The organism is Marinobacterium maritimum (assembly GCF_039523155.1).
In the GTDB taxonomy this organism is placed as follows: domain Bacteria; phylum Pseudomonadota; class Gammaproteobacteria; order Pseudomonadales; family Balneatricaceae; genus Marinobacterium; species Marinobacterium maritimum.
In genome coordinates this window covers 128,977-146,965 of the sequence record NZ_BAAAET010000001.1, presented here as the reverse complement: position 1 = coordinate 146,965, position 17,989 = coordinate 128,977, and the positions used below count along the sequence as shown (strand labels likewise).

At 58.0% G+C, this 17,989-nt stretch carries 19 protein-coding genes; 4 read left to right on the top strand and 15 right to left on the bottom strand.

From position 1 onward, the window contains the following. Positions 1-33: 33 nt before the first annotated feature. From ABD013_RS00665 to ABD013_RS00605, 13 genes are all read right to left on the bottom strand, one after another. Entirely contained in the window at positions 34-1,239 is a 1,206-nt protein-coding gene (locus ABD013_RS00665) for an acetyl-CoA C-acyltransferase (protein WP_343800734.1), read from the bottom strand. A gap of 11 nt (positions 1,240-1,250) precedes the next feature. Then, positions 1,251-1,721, bottom strand: a complete 471-nt coding sequence (locus tag ABD013_RS00660; protein WP_343800731.1) for a MaoC family dehydratase — start codon at positions 1,719-1,721, stop codon at positions 1,251-1,253. An 11-nt stretch (positions 1,722-1,732) separates the two neighbouring features. Further along, positions 1,733-2,518, bottom strand: coding sequence for an SDR family oxidoreductase (locus ABD013_RS00655; RefSeq protein WP_343800728.1), 786 nt, complete (start codon positions 2,516-2,518; stop codon positions 1,733-1,735). 11 nt (positions 2,519-2,529) lie between these two features. Then, positions 2,530-3,414, bottom strand: coding sequence for an SDR family oxidoreductase (locus ABD013_RS00650; RefSeq protein ID WP_343800725.1), 885 nt, complete (start codon positions 3,412-3,414; stop codon positions 2,530-2,532). 71 nt (positions 3,415-3,485) lie between these two features. Further along, the gene (locus ABD013_RS00645; protein WP_343800722.1) at positions 3,486-4,640 is read right to left on the bottom strand and encodes an acetyl-CoA C-acetyltransferase; all 1,155 of its coding nucleotides are present in this window, start codon (positions 4,638-4,640) and stop codon (positions 3,486-3,488) included. Then, entirely contained in the window at positions 4,640-5,701 is a 1,062-nt protein-coding gene (locus ABD013_RS00640) for an acyl-CoA dehydrogenase family protein (protein WP_343800719.1), read from the bottom strand. The genes ABD013_RS00645 and ABD013_RS00640 overlap by 1 nt, the downstream gene beginning before the upstream one ends. Before the next feature lie 8 nt (positions 5,702-5,709). Next, on the bottom strand, positions 5,710-6,876 hold the full coding sequence (locus ABD013_RS00635) for an acyl-CoA dehydrogenase family protein (RefSeq protein ID WP_343800716.1): 1,167 nt from the start codon (positions 6,874-6,876) through the stop codon (positions 5,710-5,712). A gap of 8 nt (positions 6,877-6,884) precedes the next feature. Further along, positions 6,885-7,637 (bottom strand): enoyl-CoA hydratase family protein, encoded by a 753-nt coding sequence (locus ABD013_RS00630; protein WP_343800713.1) that lies wholly within the window; start codon positions 7,635-7,637, stop codon positions 6,885-6,887. Position 7,638: 1 nt separating this feature from the next. Beyond that, the gene (locus tag ABD013_RS00625) at positions 7,639-8,733 is read right to left on the bottom strand and encodes an NAD(P)H-dependent flavin oxidoreductase (protein WP_343800710.1); all 1,095 of its coding nucleotides are present in this window, start codon (positions 8,731-8,733) and stop codon (positions 7,639-7,641) included. Beyond that, positions 8,730-9,686, bottom strand: coding sequence for an enoyl-CoA hydratase (locus ABD013_RS00620; protein WP_343800707.1), 957 nt, complete (start codon positions 9,684-9,686; stop codon positions 8,730-8,732). Before ABD013_RS00620 ends, ABD013_RS00625 begins: the two co-directional genes overlap by 4 nt. A gap of 13 nt (positions 9,687-9,699) precedes the next feature. Continuing rightward, a complete protein-coding gene (locus ABD013_RS00615) occupies positions 9,700-10,509 on the bottom strand; it encodes a CoA-transferase subunit beta (RefSeq protein WP_343800704.1) in 810 nt (269 codons plus the stop codon). A 14-nt stretch (positions 10,510-10,523) separates the two neighbouring features. Further along, positions 10,524-11,396 (bottom strand): CoA transferase subunit A, encoded by an 873-nt coding sequence (locus ABD013_RS00610; RefSeq protein WP_343800701.1) that lies wholly within the window; start codon positions 11,394-11,396, stop codon positions 10,524-10,526. Positions 11,397-11,406: 10 nt separating this feature from the next. Next, the gene (locus ABD013_RS00605) at positions 11,407-12,297 is read right to left on the bottom strand and encodes a VOC family protein (RefSeq protein WP_343800699.1); all 891 of its coding nucleotides are present in this window, start codon (positions 12,295-12,297) and stop codon (positions 11,407-11,409) included. A gap of 276 nt (positions 12,298-12,573) precedes the next feature. Here ABD013_RS00605 and ABD013_RS00600 point away from each other — a divergent pair, with 276 nt between their 5' ends. The 4 genes from ABD013_RS00600 (at position 12,574) to ABD013_RS00585 (ending at position 15,773) form a co-directional block, all read left to right on the top strand. Then, entirely contained in the window at positions 12,574-12,810 is a 237-nt protein-coding gene (locus tag ABD013_RS00600; protein ID WP_343800696.1) for a helix-hairpin-helix domain-containing protein, read from the top strand. A 52-nt stretch (positions 12,811-12,862) separates the two neighbouring features. Continuing rightward, positions 12,863-13,291: an N-acetyltransferase gene (locus tag ABD013_RS00595; protein WP_343800694.1), complete on the top strand. Its 429-nt coding sequence runs from the start codon at positions 12,863-12,865 to the stop codon at positions 13,289-13,291. Between the two features lie 18 nt (positions 13,292-13,309). Further along, positions 13,310-13,705 carry a hypothetical protein gene (locus tag ABD013_RS00590; protein ID WP_343800689.1) on the top strand — a complete coding sequence of 132 codons (396 nt, stop codon included), beginning with the start codon at positions 13,310-13,312 and terminating at the stop codon, positions 13,703-13,705. A 142-nt stretch (positions 13,706-13,847) separates the two neighbouring features. Beyond that, positions 13,848-15,773 carry an FAD-dependent monooxygenase gene (locus ABD013_RS00585; protein WP_343800687.1) on the top strand — a complete coding sequence of 642 codons (1,926 nt, stop codon included), beginning with the start codon at positions 13,848-13,850 and terminating at the stop codon, positions 15,771-15,773. 244 nt (positions 15,774-16,017) lie between these two features. Here the strand turns inward: ABD013_RS00585 and ABD013_RS00580 are convergent, their stop codons facing one another. Together ABD013_RS00580 and ABD013_RS00575 are read right to left on the bottom strand one after the other, a co-directional pair. Then, positions 16,018-16,950: a hypothetical protein gene (locus tag ABD013_RS00580; RefSeq protein ID WP_343800684.1), complete on the bottom strand. Its 933-nt coding sequence runs from the start codon at positions 16,948-16,950 to the stop codon at positions 16,018-16,020. A gap of 111 nt (positions 16,951-17,061) precedes the next feature. Beyond that, positions 17,062-17,934 carry a hypothetical protein gene (locus ABD013_RS00575; RefSeq protein WP_343800681.1) on the bottom strand — a complete coding sequence of 291 codons (873 nt, stop codon included), beginning with the start codon at positions 17,932-17,934 and terminating at the stop codon, positions 17,062-17,064. Positions 17,935-17,989: the final 55 nt, after the last annotated feature.

Sequence of the window (17,989 nt, the reverse complement as noted above, 5' to 3'; positions counted from 1 at the left end):
ACAAGGCGCCCCGCAGGACGCCTTTGCTGTCGATCAGGGGCAGACTTCGAACAGACCCGCTGCGCCCATGCCTCCACCGATGCACATGGCGATGACGACATACTTGACGCCACGGCGACGGCCTTCGATCAGGGCATGACCCACCATGCGCGCACCGGACATGCCGAACGGATGGCCGATGGAGATGGCTCCACCATTCACGTTCAGGCGATCATTGGGGATGCCCAGAGTGTCGCGGCAGTACAGCACCTGACTGGCAAAAGCTTCGTTGATCTCCCACAAACCCACATCGTCCACTTTAAGGTTGAAGCGCTCCAGCAGCTTGGGAATGGCATAGACCGGGCCGATACCCATCTCTTCCGGCTTGCAGCCGGCCACGGCGATGCCCTTGTAGATGCCCAGCGGCGCGATGCCGCGACGGTCCGCTTCCTCACGGCTCATCAGCAAGGCAGCGGAGGCGCCGTCGGAGAACTGGGACGCGTTACCGGCGGTGACATGCTTGCCTTCCGCGATCCACTGACCGTCCTTCCACACCGGCGCCAGTCCGGCCAGGCTTTCGTAGGTCGTTTGCGGACGGTTGCACTCGTCACGATCCGCCACCACTTCCTTATGACCGGCCGGCTTGCGATCGGCATCGAACACCAGCTGCTGAGCCGTCAGCGGTACGATCTCGTCATCGAACAGACCCGCTTCCTGTGCGGCAGCGGTGCGCTGCTGGCTCTGCAGGGCATAACGATCCTGTTCCTCACGGCTGATGCCATAACGCTCGGCCACGATCTCGGCGGTTTCGATCATCGGAATGTAGGCGCTGGGCACCACTTCCTTCACCGCTTCCGACTGCGCACGGTAGGTATTCTTGTGCTTGGTCTGGGTCAGCGACAGCGACTCGACACCACCGGCGATGGCCACGTTCATTTCACCGGCCATAATGCTCTTGGCCGCCACCCCGATGGTCATCAGGCCGGAGGCACACATGCGGTCCAGCGCCATCCCCGGCACCGTATCCGGCAGACCGCCGGTGTACGCGCACAGACGGCCGATGTTGTAGGCCTGGGTGCCCTGCTGCACCGCCGCGCCCATGATCACGTCTTCCACCGCTTCCGGTTCGATACCGGCGCGCTCAACAACAGCACGGACCACATGGCCGCCCAGTACCGGCGCTTCGGTATCATTGAAGGAGCCGCGGAACGACTTGGTCAGCGCGGTACGCGCCGTAGATACAATGACTGCTTCGCTCATCTCGATTCTCCTTACTGAGCCGGATTGAAGGTGTAGCGGCTGATGGTGTCGATGACGCAACCGGGGCGGTCACTGCCTTCGATCTCGACGGTCACGCGCACGCAGGCCTGCACCGCCTGTTTGATCGCTTCCACGGCGATCACTTCACCGCGGCCACGGATGCGGCTGCCCACCGGCACCGCCGCCGGGAAACGCACCTTGTCGCAGCCGTAGTTGACACCCATCTGCAGGTTTTCCACGGCCATCAACTGCGGCAGAAACAGGTTCACCAGCGACAGAGTCAGATAGCCGTGGGCGATGCATTTGCCGAAGGGACCTTCGGCGGCTTTCACCGGATCGACATGGATCCACTGGTGGTCACCGGTCGCCTCGGCGAAGAGGTTGATCCGCTCCTGGGTGATCTCCAGCCACTCGCTGCAGCCCAGATCCATCCCTTCGGCGGCCAGCAGAGCCTCGGCGCTGCTGAATGTCTGGTTTGCCATCCTCTATCTCCTTAGGCGTGCTGAGAGCTGACCGAGAGCACTTCACCGGTCATGTAGGACGAGTAATCGCTGGCCAGGAACATCATCACGTTGGCCACTTCCCAGACCTCGGCCGCACGACCGAAGGCCTCGCGGCTGGCCAGCTGCGCCAGCAGCTCTTCGCTGGAGGCTTTCTTGAGGAAGTCATGCAGCGCGATCGACGGTGACACCGCATTGATGCGCACGCCATGCTCGGCGGCTTCCAGTGCACTGCAGCGGGTCAGCGCCATCACCCCGGCCTTGGCCGCGGCGTAATGCGCCTGTTCCTTCTGCGCACGCCAGCCCAGTACCGAGGCGTTGTTGACGATGGCACCAGCGCCGCGTGCCTGCATGTGCGGCAGCATGGCACGGGTCATCCGGAAGGTGCCGGTCAGGGTGATATCCAGCACCCGGTGCCACTCGTCATCGCTCATCTCGACCACGGTTTTCTGACCACCGAGACCGGCGTTGTTGATCAGCACATCGACGCCACCCAGTTTGGCTTCCGCCTCGGCAACCAGCGCCTGGACTTCCTCTTCCACGGTGACGTTACACAGCTGACCGTAGATTTCGTTCAGACCGGTCTCCTGTTTCAATGCGGCAACCGCCTCTTCCAGACGACGCGGATGGATGTCGGAGATCATCAGCGCACGGCAACCTTCTTCGGCGGCACGCTTGGCGGCCGAAAAGCCGATGCCCGCCCCAGCAGCAGCGGTAATCAGCACGGACTTGCCCTTGAGCAGACCGTGACCTTCAACGTATTTCGGAATAGTGCTCATGTGCGTTCTCCTCAGCTGCCCCAGACTTTCTGTGCCGGAACGGCGTCTTTAATCAGTTTGTGGACCACTTCTCCCAGCTCGGACGGCTCCCAACGATCGCCCTTATCCACGCCTTCAGTGGTGCGCCAGCCGTCACAGATACAGATGCGACCGCCTTCGGACTCGAACACCTTGCCGGTGACATCGCCCGCTTCCTCGGAGGCCAGCCAGGCCAGCAACGAAGAGACGTTTTCAGGTGCCCAGTAGTCGAAACTGCCATCTTCCGGCTTGGCCATACGGGTAGCCATGGCTTCCACAGCGGTCGTCATGCCGGTACGCGCCGCCGGCGCGACCGCGTTGGCGGTGATGCCGTAACGGGCCAGCTCGGCGGCCTGGTTCAGCGTCAGCGCGGCGATACCGCCCTTGGCAGCGGCGTAGTTGGACTGACCGATGGAGCCCTGCAGGCCGGCACCGGAGGTGGTATTGATGATGCGTGCGGCTACCGGCTTGCCCGCCTTGGCCTGGTCACGCCAGTAGTGCACGGCATGGGAAGAGATGCAGAAGTGCCCTTTCAGGTGCACCGCCATGATGGTGTCCCACTCCTGTTCGGTCATGGACGCGAACATACGGTCGCGGTTCACACCGGCGTTGTTCAGCACGATATTCAGATCACCGAAGCTCTCGATGGCCTGTTTGACGGCATTGGCGCTGTCTTCGTAGTTGGTGATATCAGAGGTGTTCACAATCGCCTTGCCGCCGGCCGCCGTGATCTCGTCCACCACGGCCTGAGCCGCGGCTTCATTGATGTCGTTGACAACAACGGCGCAGCCTTCCGCCGCAAAAACCCGGGCATGCGCGGCACCCAAACCACCGCCGGCACCGGTAATGATGGCCACTCGGCCCTGAAGAATAGACATAACTCTCCCCTGGACCCGCCGCAGCGGGTCAGTCAATTCAAGTACGGATAGCTAGAAAAGGATGTTGGCTATCAACCTAAGCGTTCGATAATGGTCACATTGGCCTGGCCGCCGCCTTCGCACATGGTCTGCAGACCGTAACGACCGCCCCGACGCTCCAGTTCATGCAGCAAACCGGTCATCAGACGCGCACCGCTGGCACCCAGCGGATGACCCAGCGCGATGGCGCCGCCGTTGACGTTGGTCTTGTCATGGCTGTAACCGGTTTCCTGCAACCAGGACATCACCACGGAGGCGAAGGCTTCATTGATCTCGACCAGATCGATCTGATCCAGGGTCATGCCGGCTTTCTTCAGCGCGGCTTCCGTGGCCGGAATGGGCGCACGCAGGTGCCAGATGGGATCGTCACCGCAGACACTGATGTGATGGATGCGGGCGCGCGGCGTCAGGTTGTAACGCTTGAGCGCATCTTCCGACACCACCAGCAGCGCAGCGGAGGCATCACAGGTCTGGCTGGATACCGCCGCGGTGATCGACGGATAGGTCGGGTCTACCGGTTCCAGCTCAGCCATTTTTTCCAGTGTGGTCTGACGCGGGGTTTCGTCACGGGTCACGCCTTCCAGCGGCACGATTTCACGGTCGAAATAACCCGCTTCAATGGCATGCAATGCGCGGCGATGACTTTCCAGCGCAAAGGTCTCCATGTCGGCGCGGCTGATGCCCCAGTGGTCGGCGATGCGCTGAGCGGCATAGAACTGGTTCACCGGCGCATCACCGAAACGCGCCTGCCAGCCCTTGCTCTCGGCAAAGGGCGTGGTGAAGCCGTAGGACTGACCGGCCAGCATGGCGGCCGAGATCGGGATCTGAGTCATGGTCTGGACGCCGCCCACGGCGATCACGTCCTGAGTGCCGCTCATCACGGCCTGAGCCGCGAAGTGCAGCGCCTGCTGTGACGAACCGCACTGGCGATCCACCGTGGTGCCCGCCACGTTCAGCGGCAGGCCCGCGGCCAGCCAGCTGGTACGGGCGATATCACCGGCCTGAGAGCCGATGGTATCGACACAGCCGAAGATAACGTCGTCATACGCATCGGCCGGAACGTCGTTACGTTCCACCAGCGCCTTGAGCACATGCGCACCCAGATCGATGGCGTGAACATGAGACAACCCTCCCTTGCGGCGCCCGGTGGGCGTGCGCAGGGCATCGACAATATAGGCTTCAGCCATCATGACCTCCCGAATGTCTGACCCGGGCCCAGGGGCGCGTCGTCAGCAAAGATGGCGGCGCTAATGCGCGCCTTGTGGAAGGCACGGTCACCCCAGGAGGATTCCAGTGCCCAGGTGCGTTTCATGAACATCTGCAGATCCACTTCCCAGGTGTACCCCATGGCACCGTGAACCTGAATGCCGTGGCGTGCCGCCAAGTGGGCTGCTTCTGCACAGGCGATATGAGCCTGAGAAATGTGCAGAGCGGCATCGGCATCGCCGTGCTGCAGTGAATAGCCCGCGCGATAGAGCACCGGCTTGGCGAATTCGATCTTGCTCGCCACGTCGGCCAGGTGATGCTTGACCGCCTGGAAGCTGCCGATCGGCTTGCCGAACTGCTTGCGTTGGGCCACATAGTCCACCGACAGGTCCAGCATGCGCTGCGCCAGACCCAGCAACTGACCGGCCACCGAGAGCGCACCACGGTTCAGCGCTTCTTCCCAGATCGGCGCACCGGTTTCAGCATCGACGATGCGGGTCGCGCTGCTCGGCTCCCACATCACCCGGCACAGGCGACGGGAAGAGTCGATGCTGGCGTTGTGTTCCACATCGATCAGCGAACGCGGCACCGCATGGATCTCGCCCTCATGATTGAGCAGGCTGAAGTCAGCCAGGTGTGCATCGGCCACCAGCGGGTTGATCGGATGGCCGACAGCAATGCGGATGCTGCCCTCGGCAATCTGCTCCAGCCAGCCGTTGCGGTCCGCAACGATCTCAGGCAGGGCCGCAATCAGACCGGCACTGACATAGGCGGTATCCGCCAGAGAGTCAGGAATGCCGTAGTAACCCAGCTCCTGAGTCATCAGGGACCAGACCACATCGCCCATCCCCAGGCCGCCGGCTTCTTCCGGAATCGACAGCGCGGTCAGGCCCTGCTCTGCCATCTTGTTGCGCAGGTCCGGCGAACGGCCCGCATCGGTTTCCCAGATTTCGCGCAGCGCTTCCGGAGCCGCTTCGGTCATCAGGAAGCGGCTGATTGCATCCTGAAAGGCGCGTTCGTCGTCAGTAAAAGTGAAGTCCATGGCGCACCTCAGGCTTTCGGCAGACCGAGCATGCGCTCGGCGATAATGTTGCGTTGAATCTCGTTGGCACCGGCATAGATCGGACCGGCCTGGGCAAAGAGGAAGCCCTCCAGCCAGCCGTGATCATCCTGGTTCTGCGGCGCGCTGGAGAGCAGTTCACCCCGGGCACCCAGAATGCGCATTGCCGTTTCATGGATTTTCAGATCCAGCTCGGACCAGATGATCTTGTTGATGCTGGACTCGGCACCGATCTTCTCGCCACGGGCCAGGCGACCCACGGACTGGTAAGCGGACAGCGCGTAGGATTCGGCACCGGCCCAGACCTCCATCACGGCATCGCGGATGCTCGGATCTCGGTCGGCGGCTTCCCGGTTGGCCTTGTAAAGCTCGACCAGCTTGCGCACCGGCTGTTGGAAACGGGCCGGTGATCGCAGCAGCAGGCCGCGCTCGAAACCGGCGGTGGCCATGGCCACATGCCAGCCACTGCCCTCTTCGCCAATGCGGTTTTCCACCGGCACGCGCACGTTGTCGAAGAAGATTTCGGCAAAGGCATCCTTGCCGTTCAGCGCCTTGATCGGGCGGATGGTCACGCCCTCGGCATCCAGCGGCACCATCAGGAATGACAGGCCGTGGTGACGCTTGGAATCGGCATCGGAGCGGAACAGACCAAAGGCCCAGTCGGCGTAGATGGCGCGGGTAGACCAGGTTTTCTGGCCATTGATGACGTAGTGGTCACCGTCGCTGATCGCCTTGGAGGAGATCGCCGCCATATCGGAACCGGCATTGGGTTCGGACCAGGCCTGAGCCCACATGTCGTCGCTGGCCGCCATACGCGGCAGAAAGCGCTTCTTCTGTTCCTCGGTACCGAACTCCATCAGCGTCGGGCCCAACAGCAGCTGGCCGTTCTGGTTCACGCGCATGGGCGCGTCGGCACCGTAGTACTCCTCTTCGAAGATCAGCCATTCGGTCAGGTCGCAGCCACGGCCACCCAACTCTTCCGGCCACATCACCATCGACAGGCGCGCATCAAACAGCTTGCGCTCCCATTCACGGTGCTGCTCGAACCCTTCGCGGGTGTCATAACTGGCCAGCTTTTCGGCCGGCAGATTGTCCTTGAGCCAGGCTCTGACTTCCGCACGGAAAGCCTGCTGGCGGGGGGTATAATTCAGATCCATGGCGAACCTCAGAAACTGGCGTCACGTTTTTCGACAAAGGCCCGGCGGGTCTCGGCCGAGTCCGGGCTGGTGTAGGCCTGCAGCGTGAAGCCCTGCTCCCAGCGATACTTGTCTTCCAGATTGCCGTCCTCGATACCGTTCAACGCCTCTTTGGCAATACGGATCATGGCCGGGCTCTTGGCCGCGATCTTGGCGGCAGTCGCCAGCGCGGTTTCACGCAGCTGTTCCTTGGGCACGATCGCTTCGATGAAGTTGTAGCGGTCGGCTTCCTGCGCGGTGACGGTTTCACCGGTGAAGAACATCTGACGCACTTTCTGCACCGGGAAGAGGCGTTGCAGGTGAGCACCGCCGCCCATGGCACCGCGGTCCACTTCCGGCAGCGCAAAGGTTGCGCACTCGGATGCGAAGACGATGTCGGCTGCGCCGGTAATACCGATGCCACCACCCAGCACAAAGCCATGTACGGCCACGATTACCGGCACTTCACAGCGATGCACCGCCTTGAAGGTGGCGTAGTTGCCGCCGTTGACGGCGACGATGCGCTCGGGGTGCTGATCCAGTTCCTTGATGTCGACGCCCGCGCAGAAACCGCGGCCTTCGGCACGAATCAGCACCACACGCACCTCGGGGTTGCGGCCCAGCGACTCGATGCCTTCGGCCAGTTCGAACCACTCGCGGCTGTCCAGTGCATTCACCGGCGGCTTGGCGATCACCAGTTCGGCGATACCATTTTCAATTTGGGTCGTAAAAGCAGTACTCATATCAGGAAGCCTCCTCCAGAGCCTGACCGTTGGCGCGGGCACAGAGCGCCTCCAGGCAGGTTTCAGCTTCACCGGCGATCGACGCGATCAACTCCGGTGCGCTAATCAATTCATTGATGGCGGCGGCCACCTGGCCGCTGGGCAGAATGCCCTCGTCAGGGAAGCCCTGAACCATGGAACGCTGCAGCAGGACCGGCTGGTTGGCGGACATCACCACCTGCGACATCTGCGCCGGGTCCTCTTTCACAGCCTTGAAGAATGTTTTCAGCATGTGGCCGAAAGTCATGCCGGTTTCGCGCTTCCACTGGCGCGCGCTGCTCAGCGCAATCCACAGCTTGCGGATCGGGCTGGCCCCTTCCAGCTTGTGGATAAAGGCGTTTTCGACCATGCGGTGGCGCATGCCGTCCACCGCCAGGGTGACGCGGATCTTCTGCGGGTCCTGCACCGCCAGATAGCGCGCCAGCGTCTGCTGAGGCGTCGGCGAGTCGGACGTCATCATGAAGCGCGTACCCATGGCGATCCCGGCGGCACCGGCCGCCAGTGCCGAGGCCAGACCACGACCGGTGGAATAACCACCCGCCGCAATCACCGGCACGTCTACGGCATCGAGCACCTGCGGCAGCAGGATGGTGGTAGGAACACCGCCGGTATGGCCACCGCCTTCACTACCCTGGATGGTGATCATGTCCGCCCCCAGTTCCACCGCCTTGATGGCGTGTTTCACCGCGCCCACGGTGGGAATGCAGAGCACACCAGCCGCTTTCAGCCGCGCGATGGTCTGCTTGTCCGGACCACGGCCGTAGCTGACCGCTTTCAGGCGGTACTGGATCGCCAGTTCCACGCACTGCATGGCGTTTTCCTGGAACATGTGGAAGTTGAGGCCGAAGTTGCTGCCGCCGTTGGCGTCGATCACCTTTTTTATCTCACCTTCCAGCTGAGACGCCTCGATGGTGGCACCGGCCAGAAAGCCGAAGCCGCCGCCTTTGGTAGTCGCGATCACCAGATTGGCGTCCGACACCCAGCCCATCGCGGTCTGGATGATCGGATACTGGCAGCCCAAACGGCGGGTCAGCTCGGTCTGCAACAGCGGACTCATGCTTTCTCTCCGTTGGACTGCTCAGCATTAGAGGCAGCAGCCTCAGCCTTGTTGGCTTTCACCATGCCCTTGGCGTCATAGCCACCGAGCAGGTCGCCGGAGATCTGTTCGTTATGCACATGGGCGAAATGGTGCCAGGCAAAGGCCGCTTCCATTCCGGTGCGCTTACCGGCCAGATCTTCCACGTGGTTGATCACCTGCTTGGTCAACGCCAGCCCCATACGCGGCTGACGTGCGATTTTCGCAGCGATGTCATAGGTGGCTTCGGCCAGTTCGTCACGGCTGAAGACGCGGTTCACCATGCCCATCTCGCGGGCACGTTCGGCGCTCATGCGATCACCCAGGAACAGGAACTCCTTGGCGATACGCGGGTTCAGCTCGTAGGGATGCGCGAAGTACTCCACCCCCGGAATGCCCATGCGCACTACCGGGTCCTGGAAGAAGGCGTCATCGCTGGCGATGATCAGGTCGCACACCCAGGCCAGCATCAGGCCACCGGCGACACAGGCGCCCTGGACCATGGCGATGGTCGGCTTGGGCAGATCGCGCCAGCGACGACACATGCCCAGATAGACTTCCTGCTCACGGGCGTAGAGGTATTCTCCGCCGGGCTTGTTGGTGTGATCCCACCAGAGAGTGCTGCGATCAAACTCCTTGTTGATATCGCGCCCCGGAGTGCCGATGTCATGACCGGCGGAGAAGTGCTTGCCCTCGCCGCGCAGCACGATCACCTTGACGCTGTCGTCATCAACGGCCTGACGGAAAGCCGCGTCCAGCGCGTAGGTCATCTGCGAGTTCTGCGCATTGTTGAAACCGGGACGGTTCATGGTGACGGTGGCAATACCGTTCTCCACGCTGTACAACACCGGCTGCTCGGTCTCGTAGACGGCCTTGTCTTCGCGCTGCACGAATTCCTGCTGAGTCTTGTTTGCCAGATGGTCTGCTGCTGTCATGACAGGCTCCTGTTTACTGGTCGTTGGACGCGCCGCGGATACCCGGCGGGTTATCCTTGAGCTGACGAGCGCGGAGGTTGTGCGGGTCCAGCTGGGCGATGATCGCCAGCTGCTCGGCGGTCGGATGTGCGGTTTCGCCCATGTCCGGTGCCTTCAGCAGTTCAAAGCCGGTGTTCGCCTGCACTTCTTCAAAGGTCACGCCCGGATGCAGCGAACGCACACGAATGGCGTGGTCCGGACCGCCAAAATCCATCACGCAGAGGTTGGTGACGATATGGCGGATTTCCATCAGGTCCTGGCGCATGTTCTTGCTCCAGCGCGCCGGGTTGTAGCCAACGCCGGAGACCATATCCACCTCACCCTCTACGAAGGCGCGTGTGTTGTGGCTGGGCACGAACAGGGAGTTGATATGGTTGATGCTGTTGCCCGGCAGACCGCGCACACCCAGCATCGCCACCTTCGGCTTGTCGTAGTCACCGACCACGGACAGGTTGGTCTGACCGAAACGGTCGATCTGAGTCGGGCCGATCATGGCGTGGCGCTTGCCGCCCCAAACGCATTCGAACACGCGCTCGAACGACATATAGCCGGAGTACTTGGGCACATAGTCGCCGCGCGGACCCACCGGGATCGGCTCTTCCACCAGCAGGGATTCGCTGTCGGTCATCATCAGTTCCGGCGCATGAGTCATCTTGGCCAGGCTGGCCCCCAGACGCGGAATGATGCCCAGGCCCGAGGCCAGGATTTCGCCATCGCCCCGGAAGGCTTCGGAAGCGGCCACAATCATCAGTTCGGCCAGCGTAAATTCACAGTTGGTCGTCATTGTTGTGACTCTCCTCAGAATGTCGGCACGGGCAGCTGGCTTATGGCGTCGGCGCCACCGTTGGCGGCCTGATAGGCGTCTTCACCACCGTTGACGAACTCGTCCAGATAGATGGTCCAGCCATCCTCCTGAGTGGCACTGGCGGCGTAACGCTTCATATGGGCCAGATCCCAGCCGTAGTCCGGGGCACACATGGTGGGATGGGCACCCTTGGGAGCATGCACCACGCCCTGTACCAGATAGCGTTCGAAGGTATTGAAGCGTGCAGTGGCGGCGTCCAGTTCCAGCTTGTCGACCACCTCTTCGGCAGAGACAATGCAGCGCTCGGCAGCGCGAGCGACCAGATGATCGAAGTAAGGGTCACTGCCGGTAATCAGGGTGTTACCCAGCTTGTCCGCCTTGTTGACGTGAACAAAGGCCATATCCAGATTCAGCGCCGGCATCGCCAGCAGCTCTTCGCCATCGTCGTAGGGCGACTGAATTGTGCGCAGGTCGTTGTGCTTCATCACATCGGTAGCCAGACCACAGCGGGTCGGCAGGAACGGCAGACGCATGCCGGCGGCACGCAGGCCCCACTGGAACATGCCCTCGTCCAGCTCCATCACTTCGATTTCACCGGCCTGACGCACCTTGCGGAACCAGGGTTCCAGCGGGATCGCATCCATGGTGGCGAAGCCGAATACCAGCTTCTTCACCTTGCCGGCCGCGCAGAGCATGCCCACTTCAGGGCCGCCGTAGGACACAACGGTCAGATCCTTCACATCGGAGCGCAGAATCTCGCGCACAATCGCCATCGGCTTGCGCCTTGGGCCCCAGCCACCGAAGCCGATGGTCATGCCATCACGCAACTTGGCTACCGCTTCGGCGGTTGTCATCAGTTTGTTCATTACTTGCTCCTTACTTGAAACCGACCGAGAAGTCGTGACCCCAGACGCTGACACGGGTGAACTCGAACGCGCTGTGCTCATCCCAGTCCACCTGCAAACCGCCGAAGCCGTACTCCATATCGAAGCCGGACGGAGTCTTCATGTAGAACGAGGTCATCTTGTCGTTGAGGTGTTCACCCAGAGTCGCGGACAGCTTGACGTCGTTGGAAACCATGCGGTCATGAGCACGCCCTACCTCGGTCATGCAATCCACTTCCACCATCGCGTGGACACAACCGGTTGGAACAGGGAACTCGGCAATGGCAAGACTGTGATGACGGGCGTTATTGCAGTGCATGAAGTGGATGCGCAGCGGGTCGGCATCCGGGGCCGGTTTGTGATTCATGATGTCGGAGAGACCGAAACCGAGGACGTTCTTGAGGAAGTCACGGGTTTCGTCGAAGTTGGGCGCCGGCAGCACGATGTGGCCCAGGCCCATGTCGCCGGTAACAAAGCGCGGCACACCCTGCGGCGAGACGAACGGCAGGAAGTCGGAACGATGGCCCCAGTACAGCTCGTGACGGTTACCCGCCGGGTCACGTACAATTGCCAGCTGCTGAACACCGCGCTGGTTGCACAGATTCGCATCGCCCGCTTCCCAGGCCACGCCCTTCTCATCCAGCTCGGCGGTCGCCGCAGCGAAAGCCTCCTCGGACGCCAGTTCCCAGCCGGAGGCGAGATAGCGATTCTCGCTGCCTTCCAGAATCAGCATGCGGAAGGGGCGTTCGTCCATCTTGACGTAGAGGCCGCCTTCCGGCGCTTCCGATGTCATCATGCCGAGCACATTCTCGGCATAATCCTGCCATTCCTTCAGGCTTTCGGCCTGAGCCACAAAGTAGCCCAACTCGCGAATATCGATCATCACATCCCTCCGGGGTCTTGTTCTTTTGCCCATTATCAGGAGGGTGGTACAGCGCCTCATCGTCCATTGAGACTAAACAGAATTTGGGAAAATGAATGGGGAGGAAGAGTGGGTTACGACCTTTGAGGCTTCGCAGCTTTGGAGTTGCAGGGTTTCAGAGGTAGTTGGCTGATCGTCAGGTATCGACCTGTCCTGCCTGAATCAGCTCTACTCTGTAAGCACTCTCAAATTAACGGTAACCTGTCACACAAGCCCCCAACTCAAAGAACAGAAAAGATGAAGTTTTCAACTCCAGAACGGGAAGCCCTGCTAGCCATCAAAGGCGTAGGCCCCACCGTTATCAAACGCTTCGAAGAGATAGGTATCAGCTCCTTTACCGAGCTGGCCACTTACAAGGCTGAAGCGATAGCCGAAATGGTAGCCTCCATGCTGCGCACCACCTGCTGGAAGAATAGTCCTCAGGCCAAGGCAGCAATTGAGGCGGCGATAGCGAGAGCCAAAGAGGGCTTGTGATGCCCCTTTTGACACATCCACACAACTATCGAATCAGTACTGGAAACACCTAATGATCAGACCCCGCAAGGATAGCGACATTGAAGCCATACTGGATATTTGGCTTAAGGCATCCATCAAAGCGCATGACTTTGTCGCGCCGGAATTTTGGCAGGCTCAGGTCGAGAATATGCGCACTCTCTACATCCCCGCTTCCGAAACCTTCGTGTTCGAACAGGACTCAGGCGTGGTCGGCTTCTACTCTCTGCATGAAGACACGCTTGCCGCCATTTTTGTGCGGCCCGAGCGGCAGGGCCAAGGCATCGGCAAGCAGTTGCTGAATCATGCCAAGGCGCAAAGGCCCACGCTTACCCTCTCCGTGTATAGCGAGAATGAGGCCAGCTACAGGTTTTACCTGTCACAGGGTTTTCAGGTTGTCAGTGAGCAGATTGATGAGCACACGGGGCACCCTCAATACACTATGATTGCAGGCACTGCTTAACCACCAAAGGACGACAAGATGCCAAGACGGCTCACGCAAACCAAACCCGGCACGCACCAAGCGTTGAAGAACACCTCTTATGAGAGCATGGTGGTCAGTTGGCTGATGCAGGATGGCTGGCAAGTGTTCCTGCCGATTCTGGACCACGGGCACCAGACCGACATTCTGATTTCAGACGGGCCGAGCTACTACCGCATTCAGGTGAAAACCGTTGAAGCCAGTGGCGAGGATCATGTGGTGCATAACGCCTGGAAGGGCAGCAATGTGGATGTGGTGGTGTACTTTGCCCGCAACTCCAACTGGGGTGTGATTGCACCCGCCTTTGATGATGAAAAACGCCCTTTGAACCACGAAGAGCACCGCAAGTTTACGCAGGATCGCAAAGAGTTCCTGCGGGAGTTTCATCAGGTTTAAACCTCAGCACGGGTTCTGCTCCCTGTCCCCATTTTCAGGTGACAGGCTCACCTGACGTATCCACGTAGGCTTTAACCATCAGTAAACGCAATAAACACTAGAGTAATAGTGATCCTGATAATAAGGCCAAGAGGATTCTGTGATGCAATATCATCTTAACGGTTTTAAGCCCGGCAACTACGAGATTCCGGATGCCGCCCGTGAGCCCGCCGCTATCCCCCCTATAGTGGACCTGCCCCGGGAAGTGGATGTCCTGATTGTCGGCTGTGGCCCTGCCGGGCTGGCGCTGGCGCGTCAGTTATCCGAGTTTGCCGATATCAAAACCTGCATCGTTGATCAGAAAGACGGTCCCCTGCTCTTTGGCCAGGCCGATGGTATCTCCTGCCGCACCATGGAGATCATGGAAGCCTTCAACTGCAGCGAGATGATGGTGAAAGAGTGCTACCAGCTGCACCAGAACGCCTTTTGGGAGCCTGATACCGAGCATCCCGAAAACATCAAACGTACGCACAAGGTACGCGATGCACGCCTGGGCCTGTCCGAATTTGTCCACGGCGTCGTGAACCAGGCCCGTCTACACGAGCTGTTGCTCGAGGGGATGGAGCGTTCGGTCACCCACCTGGTGCCCCATTACAGCCGCCGCCTGCTCGAGCTGGAAGTCGACGAGAGCCTGACCCAGGATCTGAGTGCTCACCCGATCACCGCCACCTTCGAGCGTATCGACTCGACCCAGTCAGCCAAGGTCGAAACCATCAAGGCACGCTATGTGGTTGGCTGTGACGGCGCGCGCAGTGCGGTGCGCAAGAACCTGGGCATTCAGCTGGAAGGCGACTCGGCCAACAAGGCCTGGGGCGTGATGGATGTTCTGCCCGTGACTGACTACCCGGACATCCGTGTAAAAAGCTTTATTCAGTCCAAGGAAAACGGTGCCGTCATGATCGTCCCCCGCGAGGGCGGTTACCTGGTTCGCCTCTATGTCGAACTCGACCTGCTGGACAAGGATCAGCGCGCGTCACAGCTTGATCTGACGGCCGATGACATCATCGCCAAGGCGCAGCTGATCATGAATCCCTACAAGCTGGATGTGAAGGAAGTCGCCTGGTGGTCCATCTATGAGGTGGGTCAGCGTGTCGCCGATCGCTTTGACGACACCCCGGTGGGTAACCCGGAAAGCCTGATTCCGCGTGCGTTCGTGGCCGGTGATGCCTGCCACACCCACAGCCCCAAAGGTGGCTGGGGCCTGAACACCTCCCTGCCCGACACCTTCAACCTGGGCTGGAAGCTGGCAGCAGTATTGCAGGGCAAGGTTGATCCCAGGTTGCTGCAGACCTATGAAGCCGAACGCCGAAAGGTCGCATTCATGCTGATCAATGCCGACCGTGAAATGTCCAAACTGGTGGCCACGCGTCCTACGGCCAATCAGGATGAGCAGCCGGCGAAAAAGAGCACCGCTGATATCGAGAAATTCATCGCCCGTCAGAACGGTTTCATTGCCGGTACCTCCATTGGCTACGATGAGTCATACCTCTGCACCGGTCATGAAAACCAGGGCCTGGCGACCGGTTTCCCGATTGGCCAGCGCTTCCACTCCGCCGAAGCGGTGCGCGTAGGCGATGGCTGCCCGGTGCATCTGGGCCACCTGGTGAAAGCCGACGGCCGCTGGCGCATCTTTATCTTCGGTAACGAGCAGAGTCCTCTGGATGCGAGCTCCGAGTCCAGCAAGCTGGTCGAGTTCCTGGCCAACGCTGAGACCTCTCCGGTGAAGAAATATACGCCTGCCGGTGCCGATATCGACTCAGTCATCGATACCTATGCGGTATTCCAGCAGCAGGATCTGGCAATCGAGGAGATGCCCGAGTACCTGTGGCCAGCCAAGGGCAAGTACGGCCTGAGGGATTACGAGAAGGTCTTCCGTACTGACGAAGGCCTGGATATTTTCGAGCAACGCGGAGTTGATCGTGCACAGGGCTGTATGGTCGTGGTTCGCCCTGACCAGCATATTGCTACCATCCTGCCGCTCAATGCGCATGAAGAACTGAGTGCGTTCTTTGATGCGTTTATGATCTGATCAAGCCGATGTAAAAAAAGAGCGCCTCTTGAAACAAGCAATGCGTTTCAAGAGGCGCATGGTCTCTGATTTGGGGCTGGTTTTGGCACAGAGCAGACCCTAGGCAAGATGTGACTCAAGCAAAGTATTAGCCATAGCTGTCGTTTGGCTTATCAGCATGCTGCCCCCACTAGCTGATGATTCGCTGGTATTATTGAATTAATTACTAAGATTCTGATCAATTCAAGAACACTGTGTGTCAATCCTAAACCAGGTCGAGTACTACGTACTGCCGGTCAGAATAAGGAGACGTAACGTACTTTGCATCAGGCTTACCAAGGATTGCTACCAAGACCCGACATATTATATTTTCCATCTGCAAGATAATCCCATCGTCATCTGGCTGGGCATTACCTCCAAATACTGAGAATCCTAACGGCTCATCAAAAAACAACCCCTCATGGATAGAGTTGTTTCTGGTCGTACTGGATAGGGAATCCATAGTTCTGCCTTGTTTTGTTGCCCATGGCGGTACCACCATATTGAATTGGTTGCAGAGCCATTCAATTCTTTTGTTGTGATTGATATCGTGTCTCTCTTTGGTCCTCGGTCCGAACACTTGGCGATAACAGGCATCTAAAGCCATATACAGATACTGAAACCTCTCAAAGCACAAAGCTTGTGGATTCTGAGCCATAAACAGAGCATGAATAATGGCTTCAATACGTTTCAGTGAGCGGGCATCACAAGTGTGCTTATCGACGAATCGTATCGCGAGGTTTACACCGGCTTTAATTGAAGGCTCCCCGGCATAAAAATCGTTAAGCTTTCTTCTTTCGATAGGTGTGGCGTCTATAAAACCGCATTCCTCTGTTGTGAGCCTTAATCCCAGGAAAAAAGATAAGCACCAAATAACGAACTTCACCTCATCCTCATTGGCAACATCGGTAATAGTGATCATGTGCGTTCTGGGGAGTCCAAATATTCTCCCTGGTGGAACAATTATCTCCCCGCTTTCGCCTCGGCGCTCCATAAGCGATGCGTAGAACCATCCATTGATTGCGGCGCTGTTGTTTCTGACATTACTGACGCGTTTCTCCCTGTCGGGATGAGATGTTATCGAAAAGCGTGTATCGGTTAGATCAAGACCGAGAGGATAAAAGCCGAATTCCATGCTCATTTTATTTTTTCTCGCCATAGCGCTTCATCCTTTCTTTTCGATGCATTCGAATCGCCGTAAACCCTATCATCTCATCATTACCAAACTTCAAAAAATAGCGGACCTGAACTATTTTGATTGAAGACGATATTAAATATCGGAGTCATCATATACGACCGTTCTTAACAGAAACGTCGAGCTTTTGGGTCGATCTTTTCCTACAGGGACAACGCCAACGGCTATAATTTCGGTTTTATCATCGTATCCCTCATAGGTTTCAATGTATTTCCAACCTTCGTCTTTGTTTGGGTTTACCTCATCTGGAATTTTTTCGAGTTCATAAAAAGCCAAATCTAAATCAAATATAGGACAAAGGGAGTTTTCCTGAGCTTTACTCTTTAAGTGATCTTTAATTTTATTTTTATTAAAAGACCATGATCCATCATTATTAAATTGACCAGTTTTTTTCCAATTATTACCATAAGGAGAATTGGAACAATCCATTTCAAGCTGATGACACCCAAAAATATTATAATATCCTCTTGAAATTGACATATCATCACTTTCATAACAAAAGGTATCCTTTTGTGATGAAATACAGTATTTCTTAAAGCAGCGCAAACAACGCTTCTTCAAATCCGAGCCTGTTGATAAAAATCCATTTATGTATAGCTTAGTGCTCTTTAGCGAGGACACTAACTTATGAAGTCTTATCACGTCATCCAAATCAAATATTGAGAAATTTGCTGTTATGCATTTATCAGAACCATCACCTTTAACTTCAACACTTTTCCAAGAATTACAGAAATTCTCCCCCATAGTGAAGCTATTTGTTTTACTATAGGAAAATGTTAATCTGATGAAGTCATGTCTATTTGGGTCTTTATTTTTGGCCTCAAAAAAATCACCGCATTCTGAACAATACTTATTTAATTCTTCCTGTTCACTATTACATTTCTTACATATTTTCATTTTAGACTCATCTAACCTTATTATACTTTCGAGCTTATTTAGATAGTTCATTATGCTCTGATACTGAGCAACTTTATCTCGTATTGCCAGTCACAATTTGGCATGG

Bases quoted from the DNA above. Each gene is read 5' to 3' on its own strand.
- ABD013_RS00665 (WP_343800734.1), bottom strand. From the start codon at position 1,239: ATGAGCGAAGCAGTCATTGTATCTACGGCGCGTACCGCGCTGACCAAG.
- ABD013_RS00660 (WP_343800731.1), bottom strand. From the start codon at position 1,721: ATGGCAAACCAGACATTCAGCAGCGCCGAGGCTCTGCTGGCCGCCGAA.
- ABD013_RS00655 (WP_343800728.1), bottom strand. From the start codon at position 2,518: ATGAGCACTATTCCGAAATACGTTGAAGGTCACGGTCTGCTCAAGGGC.
- ABD013_RS00650 (WP_343800725.1), bottom strand. From the start codon at position 3,414: ATGTCTATTCTTCAGGGCCGAGTGGCCATCATTACCGGTGCCGGCGGT.
- ABD013_RS00645 (WP_343800722.1), bottom strand. From the start codon at position 4,640: ATGGCTGAAGCCTATATTGTCGATGCCCTGCGCACGCCCACCGGGCGC.
- ABD013_RS00640 (WP_343800719.1), bottom strand. From the start codon at position 5,701: ATGGACTTCACTTTTACTGACGACGAACGCGCCTTTCAGGATGCAATC.
- ABD013_RS00635 (WP_343800716.1), bottom strand. From the start codon at position 6,876: ATGGATCTGAATTATACCCCCCGCCAGCAGGCTTTCCGTGCGGAAGTC.
- ABD013_RS00630 (WP_343800713.1), bottom strand. From the start codon at position 7,637: ATGAGTACTGCTTTTACGACCCAAATTGAAAATGGTATCGCCGAACTG.
- ABD013_RS00625 (WP_343800710.1), bottom strand. From the start codon at position 8,733: ATGAGTCCGCTGTTGCAGACCGAGCTGACCCGCCGTTTGGGCTGCCAG.
- ABD013_RS00620 (WP_343800707.1), bottom strand. From the start codon at position 9,686: ATGACAGCAGCAGACCATCTGGCAAACAAGACTCAGCAGGAATTCGTG.
- ABD013_RS00615 (WP_343800704.1), bottom strand. From the start codon at position 10,509: ATGACGACCAACTGTGAATTTACGCTGGCCGAACTGATGATTGTGGCC.
- ABD013_RS00610 (WP_343800701.1), bottom strand. From the start codon at position 11,396: ATGAACAAACTGATGACAACCGCCGAAGCGGTAGCCAAGTTGCGTGAT.
- ABD013_RS00605 (WP_343800699.1), bottom strand. From the start codon at position 12,297: ATGATCGATATTCGCGAGTTGGGCTACTTTGTGGCTCAGGCCGAAAGC.
- ABD013_RS00600 (WP_343800696.1), top strand. From the start codon at position 12,574: ATGAAGTTTTCAACTCCAGAACGGGAAGCCCTGCTAGCCATCAAAGGC.
- ABD013_RS00595 (WP_343800694.1), top strand. From the start codon at position 12,863: ATGATCAGACCCCGCAAGGATAGCGACATTGAAGCCATACTGGATATT.
- ABD013_RS00590 (WP_343800689.1), top strand. From the start codon at position 13,310: ATGCCAAGACGGCTCACGCAAACCAAACCCGGCACGCACCAAGCGTTG.
- ABD013_RS00585 (WP_343800687.1), top strand. From the start codon at position 13,848: ATGCAATATCATCTTAACGGTTTTAAGCCCGGCAACTACGAGATTCCG.
- ABD013_RS00580 (WP_343800684.1), bottom strand. From the start codon at position 16,950: ATGGCGAGAAAAAATAAAATGAGCATGGAATTCGGCTTTTATCCTCTC.
- ABD013_RS00575 (WP_343800681.1), bottom strand. From the start codon at position 17,934: ATGAACTATCTAAATAAGCTCGAAAGTATAATAAGGTTAGATGAGTCT.